The sequence below is a fragment of the Nonomuraea sp. MG754425 genome, from assembly GCF_021699195.1.
Classification (GTDB): Bacteria; Actinomycetota; Actinomycetes; order Streptosporangiales; family Streptosporangiaceae; genus Nonomuraea.
Map to the genome: position 1 here is coordinate 82,397 of NZ_SSXE01000067.1, position 13,174 is coordinate 95,570.

Annotated in this window: 12 protein-coding genes; 10 read left to right on the plus strand and 2 right to left on the minus strand. The window is 71.1% G+C overall.

Annotated features, from left to right (window positions below; translation table 11 throughout):
- Positions 1–248 precede the first annotated feature (248 nt).
- The 9 genes from argC to FAF44_RS23450 are packed head-to-tail and all read left to right on the plus strand — an operon-like array spanning position 249 to position 9,172.
- Complete coding sequence (gene argC / locus FAF44_RS23410; RefSeq protein ID WP_237105372.1) at positions 249–1,307, plus strand: N-acetyl-gamma-glutamyl-phosphate reductase; 1,059 nt, start codon at positions 249–251, stop codon at positions 1,305–1,307.
- On the plus strand, positions 1,304–2,455 hold the full coding sequence (gene argJ / locus FAF44_RS23415; protein WP_237105373.1) for a bifunctional glutamate N-acetyltransferase/amino-acid acetyltransferase ArgJ: 1,152 nt from the start codon (positions 1,304–1,306) through the stop codon (positions 2,453–2,455). Before argC ends, argJ begins: the two co-directional genes overlap by 4 nt.
- Positions 2,452–3,327, plus strand: coding sequence for an acetylglutamate kinase (gene argB / locus FAF44_RS23420; RefSeq protein WP_237105374.1), 876 nt, complete (start codon positions 2,452–2,454; stop codon positions 3,325–3,327). Before argJ ends, argB begins: the two co-directional genes overlap by 4 nt.
- Positions 3,324–4,490, plus strand: a complete 1,167-nt coding sequence (locus tag FAF44_RS23425; RefSeq protein WP_237105375.1) for an acetylornithine transaminase — start codon at positions 3,324–3,326, stop codon at positions 4,488–4,490. Before argB ends, FAF44_RS23425 begins: the two co-directional genes overlap by 4 nt.
- Positions 4,487–5,410: an ornithine carbamoyltransferase gene (gene argF, locus FAF44_RS23430; protein ID WP_237105376.1), complete on the plus strand. Its 924-nt coding sequence runs from the start codon at positions 4,487–4,489 to the stop codon at positions 5,408–5,410. Before FAF44_RS23425 ends, argF begins: the two co-directional genes overlap by 4 nt.
- A complete protein-coding gene (locus tag FAF44_RS23435) occupies positions 5,407–5,913 on the plus strand; it encodes an arginine repressor (protein WP_237105377.1) in 507 nt (168 codons plus the stop codon). Before argF ends, FAF44_RS23435 begins: the two co-directional genes overlap by 4 nt.
- A 21-nt stretch (positions 5,914–5,934) precedes the next feature.
- On the plus strand, positions 5,935–7,134 hold the full coding sequence (locus tag FAF44_RS23440) for an argininosuccinate synthase (protein ID WP_237105378.1): 1,200 nt from the start codon (positions 5,935–5,937) through the stop codon (positions 7,132–7,134).
- A gap of 32 nt (positions 7,135–7,166) precedes the next feature.
- Entirely contained in the window at positions 7,167–8,588 is a 1,422-nt protein-coding gene (gene argH, locus FAF44_RS23445; RefSeq protein ID WP_237105379.1) for an argininosuccinate lyase, read from the plus strand.
- Positions 8,570–9,172, plus strand: coding sequence for a DNA-3-methyladenine glycosylase (locus FAF44_RS23450; RefSeq protein ID WP_237105380.1), 603 nt, complete (start codon positions 8,570–8,572; stop codon positions 9,170–9,172). Before argH ends, FAF44_RS23450 begins: the two co-directional genes overlap by 19 nt.
- On the opposite strand, the gene FAF44_RS23455 is transcribed toward FAF44_RS23450, so the two are convergent.
- On the minus strand, positions 9,112–9,513 hold the full coding sequence (locus FAF44_RS23455) for a PH domain-containing protein (RefSeq protein WP_237105381.1): 402 nt from the start codon (positions 9,511–9,513) through the stop codon (positions 9,112–9,114). The two genes, FAF44_RS23450 and FAF44_RS23455, sit on opposite strands and share 61 nt — an antisense overlap.
- Before the next feature lie 87 nt (positions 9,514–9,600).
- Between FAF44_RS23455 and tyrS the strand changes: the two genes are divergently transcribed.
- Entirely contained in the window at positions 9,601–10,866 is a 1,266-nt protein-coding gene (gene tyrS, locus FAF44_RS23460; protein WP_237105382.1) for a tyrosine--tRNA ligase, read from the plus strand.
- A 75-nt stretch (positions 10,867–10,941) separates the two neighbouring features.
- Here the strand turns inward: tyrS and FAF44_RS23465 are convergent, their stop codons facing one another.
- Positions 10,942–12,414: a glycosyltransferase family 39 protein gene (locus FAF44_RS23465; RefSeq protein ID WP_237105383.1), complete on the minus strand. Its 1,473-nt coding sequence runs from the start codon at positions 12,412–12,414 to the stop codon at positions 10,942–10,944.
- Positions 12,415–13,174 lie beyond the last annotated feature (760 nt).

Sequence of the window (13,174 nt, forward strand, 5' to 3'; positions counted from 1 at the left end):
TGCGGCAGGGCCGGAACGCCGCACTCCGGCGGGCGCGAGCACGGCCCCGCATAACAGCCCTGGCCGGTTTGCCACGTGTACGCCGTGTTAAATCGGACAAGAACTCGGGCATGGCCTCCCACTCGATGCCCGTGTTCTGGAGCGCAGTTGCCGGTGACAAGTCTCACGATCCGGACATCAGTGCTGCTTCGGCTTGCATGTTCATCCTCTAGAGTGCATCATCTTCACTAGCAAGGTCATGAGGTTTGATGCATAATCATGCAGGAGGGGTCGCATTGAGGGCAGCGGTCGCGGGAGCCAGCGGCTACGCGGGAGGGGAGCTGCTCCGCCTCCTCCTCGGCCACCCCGAGTTCGAGATCGGCGCGCTGACAGCCGCCTCCAGCGCCGGCAGCCGCCTCGGCGCCCACCAGCCCCACCTGGCGCGGCTCGCCGACCGCGTCATCGAGGAGACCACGCCGGGCACGCTCGCCGGCCACGACGTCGTCTTCCTGGCCCTGCCCCACGGCCACTCGGCCGCCGTCGCCGCCCAGCTCGCCGACCTCGGCGACGAGGCGATCGTCGTCGACTGCGGAGCCGACCACCGGCTCGCCGACCCGGCCGCCTGGCAGGAGTTCTACGGCGGCGAGCACGCCGGCACCTGGCCCTACGGCCTGCCCGAACTGCCCGGCCAGCGCGAACTGCTCAGGAGCGCCCGGCGCATCGCCGTCCCCGGCTGCTACCCGACCTCCGTGCTGCTCGCCCTGAGCCCCGCCTTCGCCGCCGGCCTGGCCGCGCCCGACGTGGTCGTCGTCGCCGCCAGCGGCACCAGCGGCGCGGGCAAGTCGCTCAAGCCCAACCTGCTCGGCAGCGAGGTCATGGGCTCCGTCAGCGCGTACGGCGTCGGCGGCGTCCACCGGCACACCCCCGAGATGGAGCAGGGGCTGTCGGCCGTCGCGGGCACGCCCGTCCGGGTGTCGTTCACCCCCACGCTGGCCCCCATGAGCCGCGGCATCCTCGCCACCTGCACCGCCCCCGCCGCTCCCGGCCTCACCAAGGAGTCGCTGCGCGGCGCGTACGAGGTCGCACTGAAGGACGAGCCGTTCGTCCGGCTGCTGCCCGAGGGCCACTGGCCGGCGACCTCCATGACCTACGGCGCCAACACCGCCGCGCTGCAGGTGACACTCGACGAGCGCGCGAACCGCGTCGTGGCCGTCATCGCCATCGACAACCTCACCAAGGGCACGGCCGGGGGCGCCCTGCAGAGTGTGAACCTCGCCCTCGGCCTGCACGAAGAGCTTGGCCTCCCCACGACAGGAGTTGCTCCATGAGTGTTACCGCCCCCTTGGGCTTCCGGGCCACGGGCGTCGCCGCCGGGATCAAATCCGGCGGCGCCCGTGACCTGGCCCTCGTCGTCAACGACGGGCCCCGCCGCGCCGCCGCGGGCGTCTTCACCGCCAACCGGGTGAAGGCCGCCCCCGTCCTGTGGTCGCAGCAGGTCCTCGCGGGCGGGCGGCTGCGAGCGGTGGTGCTCAACTCCGGCGGCGCGAACGCCTGCACCGGCCCCGAGGGTTTCCAGGACACCCACGCCACCGCCGAGAAGCTCGCCGAGGCGCTGGCCGACTCCGCGGGCGAGATCGCGGTCTGCTCCACCGGCCTGATCGGCGAACGGCTGCCGATGGACGAGTTGCTGTCCGGTGTCGAGAGCGCCACGGGCCAGCTCTCCCGCGACGGCGGCCTGGCCGCCGCCGACGCCATCCGCACCACCGACACCGTCTCCAAGATCTCCTTCAAGCGCGGCACCGGCTACATGGTCGGCGGCATGGCCAAGGGCGCCGGCATGCTCGCGCCCGCCCTGGCCACCATGCTCTGCGTGATCACCACCGACGCCGACCTGACCAGCGAGGAACTCGACGCCGCGCTGCGCCGGGCCACCTCGGTGACCTTCGACCGGCTCGACACCGACGGCTGCATGTCCACCAACGACACCGTGCTGCTGCTGGCCAGCGGCGCCGCCGGCGTCCGGCCCGACCTGGCCGAGTTCGAGCAGCGGGTCACCGAGGTCTGCGCCGACCTGGCCCGTCAGCTCCTGGTCGACGCCGAGGGCGCCAGCAAGGCCATCGCCATCGAGGTGGTCGGCGCCGCCTCCGAGGACGACGCCGTCAAGGTGGGCCGCTCGGTGGCCCGCTCCAACCTGCTCAAGTGCGCCATCCACGGCGAGGACCCCAACTGGGGCCGCGTCCTTTCCGCCGTCGGCACCACCGACGCGGTCTTCGAGCCCGACCGGCTCAACGTGGCCATCAACGGCATCTGGATCTGCCGGGCGGGCGCGGTCGGCGACGACCGCTCCAAGGTGGACATGCGCCCCCGCGACGTGACGATCACCGTCGACCTGTCGGCCGGCCCGCACACCGCGACCGTGCACACCACCGACCTGACGGCCGACTACGTCCACGAGAACTCGGCCTACTCCTCATGAGACTGATGACCGCGCAGACCAAGGCCGAGGCCCTCATCGAGGCGCTGCCCTGGCTGACCCGCTTCCACGGCGCCACCGTCGTCATCAAGTACGGCGGCAACGCCATGACCGACCAGGCGCTCAAGGGCGGCTTCGCCGAGGACGTCGTCTTCCTGCACCAGGCCGGCCTGCGCCCGGTCGTCGTGCACGGCGGCGGCCCCCAGATCAGCACCGCCCTCGACCGGCTGGGCATCGAGTCCACGTTCACGGCCGGGCTGCGGGTCACCACGCCCGAGGCCATGCAGGTCGTCAGGATGGTCCTCACCGGCCAGGTCAACCGCGACATCGTGGGCCTGGTCAACCGGCACGGCCCGTTCGCCGTCGGCATGTCCGGCGAGGACGCCCACCTGTTCACCGCCGTGCGCAAGCACGCCGTCGTGGACGGCGAGCCGGTCGACATCGGCCAGGTCGGCGAGATCATCAAGGTCGACGCGGGAGCCGTGCACGCCCTGCTCGACAACGGCCGCATCCCGGTCATCTCCAGCGTGGCCAGGAGCGACGACGGCGAGATCTACAACGTCAACGCCGACACCGCCGCCGCGGCGCTGGCGGTCGCCCTCCAGGCGCACAAGCTGATCGTGCTGACCGACGTCGAGGGCCTGTACGCCAACTGGCCCGACGAGAGCGAGGTCATCGACCTGCTCACCGCCGGCGAGCTGGAGACCCTGCTGCCCACGCTGGCCAGCGGCATGGTGCCGAAGATGGAGGCGTGCCTGACGGCCGTGCAGGGCGGGGTCCCGCAGGCCCACGTCCTCGACGGCCGCGTGCCGCACTCCCTGCTGCTGGAGATCTTCACCAATGAAGGAATCGGAACGATGGTGATGCCCGGATGAGCCTGTTCGAAAGGTTCGAGAACGCCTTCATGCCCAACTACGGCCTCCCTCCGGTGGCCCTGGCGCGCGGCGAGGGCTCCCGCGTGTGGGACGTAGACGGCAAGGAGTACCTCGACCTCATCGCCGGCATCGCGACCAGCTCGCTCGGTCACGCCCACCCCGCCCTGGTCGAGGCCGTCTCCAAGCAGGTGGCCACCATCGCGCACACCAGCAACCTGTTCCTGCACGAGCCGGAGGTGCTGCTCGCCGAGCGGCTGCGCGACCTGCTGAACGCCCCCGCCCGGGTCTTCCTCGCCAACTCCGGCACCGAGGCGAACGAGGCCGCCTACAAGCTCGCGCTCAAGTACGGCCGCCGCGAGGGCCGCTCCTACTTCGTCGCCGCCGAGAACGGTTTCCACGGCCGCACGATCGGCGCCCTGTCCCTGACGGGCAAGAAGGCCATCCGCGACCAGTTCGGCCCGTTCCCGGTGCCCGTCCGGTTCGTCCCGTACGGTGACGCCGACGCGCTCAAGGAGGCCGTCACCGGCGACTGCATCGCGCTCTTCCTGGAGCCCACCCAGGGCGAGGCCGGCGTGGTGCCGCCGCCCGAGGGCTACTTCGAGGCCGCCCGCGAGATCTGCGACTCGACCGGCGCGCTGCTGGTCGCCGACGAGATCCAGTCGGCCATCGGCCGCAGCGGCCACTGGTTCGCCCACCAGGCCGACGGCGTCACCCCCGACATCGTCACCCTGGCCAAGGGCCTGGGCGGCGGCCTGCCGATCGGCGCCTGCGTCGGCTTCGGCGACGTCGGCAAGCTGTTCGACAAGGGCGACCACGGCTCGACGTTCGGCGGCAACCCGGTCTCGTGCGCCGCGGCGCTGGCCGTGCTCGACAACGTCGACCTCGCCCACGTCGAGGCGGTCGGCGCGCGGCTGCGCGGCGGGCTGGAGGCCATCCGCGAGCCGCTGCTCAAGGGCGTGCGCGGACGCGGCCTGTGGCTGGCCGCCGTGCTGGCCGAGCCGCGCTCCGCCGAGGTGCAGCAGGCCGCCGCCGACGCCGGCTTCCTGGTCAACGCCCTGCAGCCGGACGCCGTCCGCATCGCGCCCCCGCTCGTCGTGACGGCCGCCGAGGTCGACTCGTTCGTGGCCGCGTTCCCCGCGATCCTGGCGGAGGCCGCGAAATGACCGTCAGGCACTTCCTGCGGGACGACGACCTCACCCCGGACGAGCAGGCCGAGGTGCTCGACCTGGCCGCCGCCATGAAGAAGGACCGCTTCGGCTACCGCCCCTTCGAGGGCCCGCAGAGCGTCGCCGTCCTGTTCGACAAGCCGTCGGCCAGGACCCGCGTCTCCTTCCACACCGGCATCGGCGAACTCGGCGGCCTGCCGCTGATCGTGGACAACGTCTCGGTCCTCATGGGCCGCGGCGAGCCGCCCGCCGACCTCGCCCGCGTGCTCGACCGGCAGGTGGCCGCCATCGTCTGGCGCACCACCGGGCAGGAACTGATCGACGAGATGGCCGCGCACTCCCGGGTGCCGGTCGTCAACGCGCTCACCGACGAGTTCCACCCCTGCCAGATCCTGGCCGACCTGCAGACCGTCCGCGAACGGCTGGGCCGCACGGCCGGGCTCACCTTCACCTACCTCGGCGACGGCGCCAACAACATGGCCCACTCCTACCTGCTCGGCGGAGCCACGGCCGGCATGCACGTCCGCATCGCCGCGCCGCCCGGCTACCAGCCCGACGCGGTCATCCTCGACCGCGCCGCCGCCATCGCCGCCGGGACCGGCGGCTCGGTGGTCGCGCTGTCGGACCCGGTGGCCGCCGCCCAGGGCGCGCACGTGATCGCCACCGACACGTGGGTGTCCATGGGACAGGACGGCAAGGACGAGCGGGTGGCCGCGCTCATGCCGTACCAGGTCAACTCCGAGCTGCTCGGGTATGTCGCGCCCGACGCGATCGTCCTGCACTGCCTGCCCGCCTACCGCGACTACGAGATCACCGCCGAGGTGCTCGACGGGCCGCGCAGCGCGGTGTGGGATCAGGCGGAGAATCGGCTGCATGCCCAGAAAGCCCTGTTGCACTGGCTAATGTCTCGCACATGATGATTCCGATGACCAAGGCCGCGCGGCAGGCGAGGATCACCGACCTGCTGCAGCGGCAGGCCGTGCGCTCCCAGCCCGAGCTGGCCAAGCTGCTCGCCGAGAGCGGCGTCGAGGTCACCCAGGCCACGCTCTCGCGTGACCTCGACGAGCTGGGCGCGCTCAAGCTGCGCGCCGACGACGGCTCGCTCGTGTACGCGCTGCCCGGCGAGGGCGGCGGCCGGATCCCGCTGACCCGGCTGGGCACCGGCGAGAGCCCCGCCGCCCGCCTCAACCGCATCGCGGAGGAGCTGCTCGTCGGCGCGGAGGCCTCGGCCAATCTGGTCATCGTACGAACCCCGCCGGGCGCGGCCCAGTTCCTCGCCTCAGCCATCGACCACGCCGACTGGGAGTCCATCCTCGGCACGGTCGCGGGCGACGACACCATCCTCGTGATCAGCCGTGATCCCGCGGGCGGGCAGGTCGTCGCCGAGGCGCTGCTGAAGGTCGCCGACCGGCGAAGCTAGTAGACCTTTGGAGAATGTGAAATGCCCGACAGAGTAGTGCTCGCCTATTCGGGCGGCCTCGACACCTCGGTCGCCATCCCGTACCTCGCCGAGAAGATGAACGCCGAGGTCGTCGCCGTCGCCGTGGACCTCGGCCAGGGCGGCGAGGAGATGGACGTCATCCAGAAGCGCGCCGTCGACTGCGGCGCCGTCGAATCTGTCGTGGTGGACGCCAAGGAGGAGTTCGCCGCCGACTTCTGCGTGCCGGCCCTGCAGGCCAACGCCCTCTACATGGACCGCTACCCGCTGGTCTCCGCGCTGTCGCGCCCGCTGATCGTCAAGCACCTGGTCTCGGCCGCCAAGCGGTTCGGCGGCACCGTCGTCTCCCACGGCTGCACCGGCAAGGGCAACGACCAGGTCCGCTTCGAGGCCGGCCTCGCCGCCCTCGACCCCGACCTGCAGGTCATCGCCCCCGCCAGGGACTTCGCCTGGACGCGCGACAAGGCCATCGAGTACGCCGAGGCCAAGGGCCTGCCCATCGAGACCTCCAAGAAGAACCCGTTCTCCATCGACCAGAACCTCTGGGGCCGCGCCGTCGAGACCGGCTTCCTGGAGGACATCTGGAACGGCCCCACCGAAGAGGTCTACTCCTACACCGCCGACCCGACCCGGCCGCGCGAGCCCGACGAGCTCGTGATCACGTTCGAGAGCGGCGTCCCGGTGCGGATCGACGGGCGGGCGCTCACGCCGTACCAGATCATCGACGAGCTCAACCGGCGCGCGGGCGCCCAGGGCGTGGGCCGCATCGACATGGTCGAGGACCGCCTGGTGGGCATCAAGTCGCGCGAGGTGTACGAGGCGCCGGGCGCCATCGCCCTCATCGCCGCCCACATGGAGCTGGAGAACGTCACCGTCGAGCGCGACCTGGCCCGCTTCAAGCGCGGCGTGGACCAGCGCTGGAGCGAACTCGTCTACGACGGCCTGTGGTTCTCGCCGCTCAAGAACGCGCTCGACACGCTCATCGCCGACGTCCAGAAGCACGTCAACGGCGACATCAGGATGACCCTGCACGGCGGCGGCGCGACCGTGACAGGCCGTCGTTCCACCGACTCCCTGTACGACTTCTCGCTCGCCACGTACGACACCGGCGACACCTTCGACCAGTCCCTGGCCAAGGGCTTCGTCCAGCTCTTCTCGCTGCCCGCTAAGATCGCGGCGGCGCGGGACACGAGGAAGGACTGAGTTGCACTATGGTCTCGGGGGACACGAAGGAGATGACGGTGAGTGATGGCAAGCCGATGCGGCTGTGGGGCGGACGCTTCGAGAGCGGCCCGTCCGACGCGCTGGCCCGGCTGTCGGTGAGCGTGCACTTCGACTGGCGGCTGGTGCCGTACGACCTGGCGGCGTCCAGGGCGCACGCCCGGGTGCTGCACAGAGCGGGGCTGCTGGACGACGGGGAGCTCGAGCGCATGATCGGCGCCCTCGACGACCTGGAGCGGGCCTGCAAGGAGGGCGAGTTCCGGCCGACGGTCGCCGACGAGGACGTGCACACCGCGCTGGAGCGCGGCCTGCTGGAGCGGCTCGGCTCGCTCGGCGGCAAGCTCCGCGCCGGCCGCTCGCGCAACGACCAGATCGCCACCGACCTGCGCCTGTATCTCCGCGATCACGCCCGCACGGTCGTCTCCCGGCTCGTCGAACTGGAGACCGCGCTGATGGCCCAGGCCGAGCAGCACGCCGAGACGGCCGCGCCCGGCATGACGCACCTGCAACACGCGCAGCCGGTCTCGTTCGGCCACCAGTTGCTCGCCCACGTGCACGCCTTCGCCCGCGACATCGACCGGATCACCGACTGGGACAGGCGCGCGGCGGTCTCCCCGCTCGGCTCCGGCGCCCTGGCGGGCTCCTCGCTGCCGCTCGACCCGCAGGCCGTCGCGCAGGAGCTGGGCTTCGCCGCCGCCGCGCCCAACTCGATGGACGCCGTGGCCGACCGCGACTTCGCGGCCGAGTTCCTGTTCGACGCGGCCCTGATCGGCGTGCACCTGTCGCGGCTGGGCGAGGAGATCGTCCTGTGGGCCTCGCAGGAGTTCCGCTGGATCGAGATGGACGACGCCTACTCCACCGGCTCGTCGATCATGCCGCAGAAGAAGAACCCCGACGTGGCCGAGCTGGCCCGCGGCAAGTCCGGACGCCTGATCGGCAACCTGATGGCGATGCTCACCACGCTCAAGGGCCTGCCGCTGACCTACAACCGCGACCTGCAGGAGGACAAGGAGCCGGTCTTCGACTCGGTCGACACGCTGCTGCTCGTCCTGCCCGCCATGGCCGGGCTGGTCGCCACCATGCGGGTCAACACCGCCCGCATGGAGTCCTCGGCCCCCGACGGCTTCGCGCTGGCCACCGACCTGGCCGAGCTGCTCGTCCGCCGCGGGGTGCCGTTCCGCGACGCGCACGAGGCCGTCGGGCACCTGGTCGTGTGGTGCCAGGTCAACGACAAGGACCTCGGCGACCTCACCGACGACGAGCTGGCCAAGGTCTCGCCGCACCTGACGCCCGACGTCCGCGACGTGCTCAGCGTGCCCGGCGCCCTGGCCGCCCGGCGCGCCCACGGCGGCACCGCGCCCGACCGCGTCCGCGACCAGCTCATCGAGCTGCGCGAGGCGGTCGACACGCAGGCGGCATGGGCCGCGGGGAGCTGAGCTTCGCCGACGGCGGCGGCGGGGGGCTGAGCGCCGCGCCGCTGCCGCGCGGCTTCTTCGACCGGCCCTCGCACGAGGTGGCGCCCGACCTGCTCGGGCGCGTGCTCGTGCACGGCTCCGTCGCCGTGCGCCTGACCGAGGTCGAGGCGTACGGCGGCCCCGGCGAAGACCCGGCGGCGCACACCTACCGGGGCAGGACACCGCGCAACGCGGTCATGTTCGGCCCGCCCGGCCACCTGTACGTGTACTTCACCTACGGCATGCACTTCTGCGCGAACCTCGTCTGCCTGCCCGCCGGCCACGGCGCGGCCGTGCTGCTGCGGGCGGGCGAGGTGGTCACGGGCGGCGTCGAGTCCGTTGTGCTCGCGTACCAGGCCGAGCGCCACCGCGAGCCGGGCGTCGAAGGCCGGCCCGCCTTCCCCGACCGGATCAGGTCAGGCCCGCGCACCGGCATCTCGACGGCCAAGGACACGCCCTGGCGGTTCTGGATCGACGACGACCCCACCGTCTCGCCGTACCGGGCTCACGTGCCACGCCGCCGCAGCGCCGCGGCCACCTCCGTGGGGGAGGTGCCCAGCTCGTGAGGGCTGAAGAGGTGCAGGTTGTCGCCGGTGTCGATCTCCAGCATCTCGCTGCGCAGCCCCCACCGCCTGCGGACGTCCACCTTGACGTCCCAGACGGCCTCCCACGGCACGTGCAGCTTGCCCGCGAACCCGTGCACGACGGTGATGCCGCTCGCGTCGGCCGCCAGCCGTTCGGGCACGAGCACGTCACGCAGCCCCATCGCGCCCACCAGCAAGGCAGCGGGCACGGCCAGCATCACACCCCGGAAATCTCCCTCGAACCACCAGTAAACGCCGAGACCGGCGCACACCAGAGCCCCTAAGATCTTGAAAACGGCCAGCTCGCGACGGACCCTCCACATGGGCACCCAGCGTATCCAAGTGGCGCGCATGCGCACCGATCGGGCAGGCTTGAAGGCATCCGCATCCGACAGGAAAGCCAGAGAACCGTGACCGACATCATCGACGACCTCGCATGGCGAGGCCTGATCGCCCAGTCCACCGACCTCGACGCCCTGCGGGCGTCCATGGCCAAGGCTCCGATCACGGTCTATTCCGGCTTCGACCCCACCGCGCCGTCCCTGCACATCGGCCACTTCGTGCCGCTGCTGACGCTGCGCCGGCTCCAGCTCGCCGGGCATCACCCGATCGGGCTCGTCGGCGGCGCCACCGGCCTGATCGGCGACCCGAGCGGCCGTAACACCGAGCGCTCGCTGAACTCCAGCGAGATCGTCGCCGAATGGGTGGAACGCCTGCGCGGCCAGGTCGGCAAGTTCCTCGACTTCGACGCCGGGGCGAACCCGGCCCGCCTGGTCAGCAACCTCGACTGGACCGGCGAGCTGAGCGCCATCGACTTCCTGCGCGACATCGGCAAGCACTTCCCGGTCAACCGCATGCTCGCCAGGGAGGCCGTCTCCGCGCGCCTGACCGGCGAAGGGCTGAGCTACACCGAGTTCAGCTACCAGCTCCTCCAGTCCAACGACTACCTGGAGCTCCACCGCCGCTACGACTGCACGCTGCAGATCGGCGGCAGCGACCAGTGGGGCAACATCACCGCGGGCGCCGACCTGATCCGCCGCGTCGAGGGCGGGCACGTGCACGCGCTCACCATGCCGCTCATCACCAAGGCCGACGGCACCAAGTTCGGCAAGACGGCGGGCGGCGCGCTCTGGCTCGACCCCGCCATGACCTCGCCGTACGCCTTCTACCAGTACTTCATCAACTCCGACGACCGCGACGTGATCCACTACCTCAAGGTGTTCACCTTCCGCGAGCGTGAGGAGATCGAGGCGCTGGAGAAGGCGGTCGCCGAACGCCCCTTCGCCCGCGAGGCCCAGCGCACCCTGGCCGAGGACCTCACCGAACTGCTGCACGGCAGGCAGGAACTGGACGCGGTCCAGGCCGCCTCCAAGGCCCTGTTCGGCCAGGGCGCCCTGGAGGAACTGCCCGCCGCCACCCTGGCGGCGGCGCTGGCCGAGGTGCCCAAGGCCGCCGTGCCCGCGCTCGGGGCCACCTTCGTCGACCTGCTGACCGACAGCGGCCTGGTCGAGTCGAAGTCGGCGGCGCGGCGCGCGGTCAAGGAGGGCGGCGCGTACCTCAACAACCGCAAGATCACCGACGAGGCGTACGTGCCGGTCGCCGACGACCTGCTGTCCGGCCGGTTCATCGTGCTCCGGCGCGGCAAGAAGTCGATCGGCGGCGTCGAGGTCGGCTGACCTCCGTCACGCACGAAGCGGGCCTCTCGCACGGCGAAGGGCCCGCTTTCCGTCGTACGTCCCGACGCCGCCGCGCTAGTGGCGGGTGAACAACGCCACCGTCAACCCCGGCAGATCGCCGGAATGCTTGGCCATGCTGAGCTCGAACCCGGCCCGCTCCACCGCACCCACCCGGGCGATGGAGCCGCCCGTCAGCCCCGACTGCTTCGTGCCCCGCCACACGACCCAAACCCGCCGGCGTCCCTCCAGCGCCGCCGAGACATCGGAGCGCTCCGGATACCCGAACCCGTCGGCGTCGGGCGCGTCCCCCGACCGCAGCACGTCGACCGGCATCAGCGAGTCCGCGTAGTAGTCGAACCCCGTGCGCACCTGGCTCTGCCCGTACACGATGGCGTCCTGCGGCTCGGCCTTGACCACCCGCAACGCCCACGGGATGTTCTCGAACCGGCCGTCCTCCTCCCGTATCTCGACATGGTCGGGAACGGCCAGCGCGCACCCCAGTGCCACCACCGCCAGCCCCGCCACCACGTGGAACCGGGGGAGCGCGGCGACCGCGAGGCCCGCCAGCAACGCCAGCGCCGGGGCCGTCACGAACAGGTAGCGGTCCACGTACACCGGCGTCACCAGCCACGACACCACGAGCAGCAGCACCGGCGGCAGCACCAGCCAGCCGGTCAGAGCCAGCGGCCAGCTCCGCCCGGCCGTCACGGTGGCCGCGCCGCGCGCACGCGTCCGCCACAACAACACCGCTCCCGCCAGGGCCGTCGCGAACAGCGCGACCCCGAGCGTGGTGCTGCCCGCCGCCATCTTGGGGAACTTCAGCCACACTTCCGGACCGCGCTGGGGGATCCAACTGATGGCGTGCCGCTCCCCGTACCCGATCAGCCCCAGGACGGCGGCCGGCACGCACCCCACCGCCAGCGCGGCCAGCATCTTGACCGCGGTCGTGCGACGTGCCAGCAGGAGTTGCGCGGGCAGGACCAGCACCGCGAACAGGTGCGTGGAGCACACGAGCGCCACCGCCACGCCGTACACCACCCACCGCCGCACGGCGCCCGGGCGCTCGACGCCCCGGTGCAACGCCCAGAACGAGAAGACGACCGCGGCCGCCGCGAACGCGTACGACCTGGCGAAAGCCCCGTAGTAGGACACCGAGGGCAGGATCGCGAAGACCGCTGCGGCGATCACCCCGGCCCGGGTGCTGTGCAGCCGCCGGCCCAGATCGACCAGCAACCAGGCCGCCACCCCGATCGCCACCGCCGACGGCAGCCGCAACCACAGCTCCGCCGTGCCGACCTTTACCCAGAAGTGCATGAACAGGTAGTAGGGCAGGAAATGGCCGTCGATGTGCCGCGCCAGCTCCACCAGCCCGGACAGCGAACGGCCGGCGGCGCTGATGGTGGCCAGCTCGTCGCCGTTCAGGGTCGACGAGCCGTTGCCCGAGAACGCGGCGAGCCCGGCGATCAGGCCCATCCACCACGGGGGTGAGGTGCGATGACGCCCGGTGGCCGGGGGAGTCGGGGGAGCCAGCGTGGCGGCAGTGGTCACCGGGGCAGGATACGTGGCGTGGGGCGGGGTTCATGGCGAATGTGATCGTTATGAGGCACTGAGACCTCCGACCATCCACCACGGGGTTCCGGTCGGTCCGTAGGGGTGGGGCGGACACCCTCGCGCGGTGGCCTGAAGTCGGTCACGGTCGGGTTCCGCACGGAGAACCGTGCAGGGACCCCGGCTGCCGTCCAAACCGTCACCCGAACCGCGTCTGAGCTGGATCTCGTTGAGGCTGCGGGATCGAGGCAGGGCACCTGGGGCGCGATCACATCGCGACCCGCCGTGCGTGGCGATTTGACGTTCAGCGGATCGCGACCTAATGTTTCACTTCGCCCCGGGAGTGAGCCGGACGCCGGTCAGGCGGACGGGCCCCCAGGGCAAGCCCCTTGAAACAAACGAGCCAACCCGGCAGAGCCGCTTCGGCGTGCTTCAGCTTGGGCGGCTCCTGGGCGTGCCGAAGTCACCGGAAAATCGGTTGATTCGACATGACTCGGGTGTCACGGTAAGTTTCGGGAGCTGCTCCGGACCGGGGCACATCTTGGACGATCGGATCGCTTCAAGTCAAGCTTCGAACTTGACAGGGAGCGGGAGGATCGGATAAGATAGAGATGAGCGAGATAGCGCCTCCGCGCTAGAGTTCATGAAAGTGAATTCGAGCCGGATGTACGCGTCCGTTTCTTGAGAACTCAACAGTGTGTTAAAAGCCAGTGCATGATTTTTCATGCAACACCTCGTCAAGATTGTTTTCTTGATGGAT

Excerpts from the sequence above, each read along its gene's own strand:
- FAF44_RS23450 (WP_237105380.1), top strand. The coding sequence starts at position 8,570 with ATGGGCCGCGGGGAGCTGAGCTTCGCCGACGGCGGCGGCGGGGGGCTG.
- FAF44_RS23440 (WP_237105378.1), top strand. The coding sequence starts at position 5,935 with ATGCCCGACAGAGTAGTGCTCGCCTATTCGGGCGGCCTCGACACCTCG.
- FAF44_RS23425 (WP_237105375.1), top strand. The coding sequence starts at position 3,324 with ATGAGCCTGTTCGAAAGGTTCGAGAACGCCTTCATGCCCAACTACGGC.
- argF (WP_237105376.1), top strand. The coding sequence starts at position 4,487 with ATGACCGTCAGGCACTTCCTGCGGGACGACGACCTCACCCCGGACGAG.
- FAF44_RS23455 (WP_237105381.1), bottom strand. The coding sequence starts at position 9,513 with ATGTGGAGGGTCCGTCGCGAGCTGGCCGTTTTCAAGATCTTAGGGGCT.
- argB (WP_237105374.1), top strand. The coding sequence starts at position 2,452 with ATGAGACTGATGACCGCGCAGACCAAGGCCGAGGCCCTCATCGAGGCG.
- argH (WP_237105379.1), top strand. The coding sequence starts at position 7,167 with ATGACGGTGAGTGATGGCAAGCCGATGCGGCTGTGGGGCGGACGCTTC.
- argJ (WP_237105373.1), top strand. The coding sequence starts at position 1,304 with ATGAGTGTTACCGCCCCCTTGGGCTTCCGGGCCACGGGCGTCGCCGCC.
- argC (WP_237105372.1), top strand. The coding sequence starts at position 249 with ATGCATAATCATGCAGGAGGGGTCGCATTGAGGGCAGCGGTCGCGGGA.
- FAF44_RS23435 (WP_237105377.1), top strand. The coding sequence starts at position 5,407 with ATGATGATTCCGATGACCAAGGCCGCGCGGCAGGCGAGGATCACCGAC.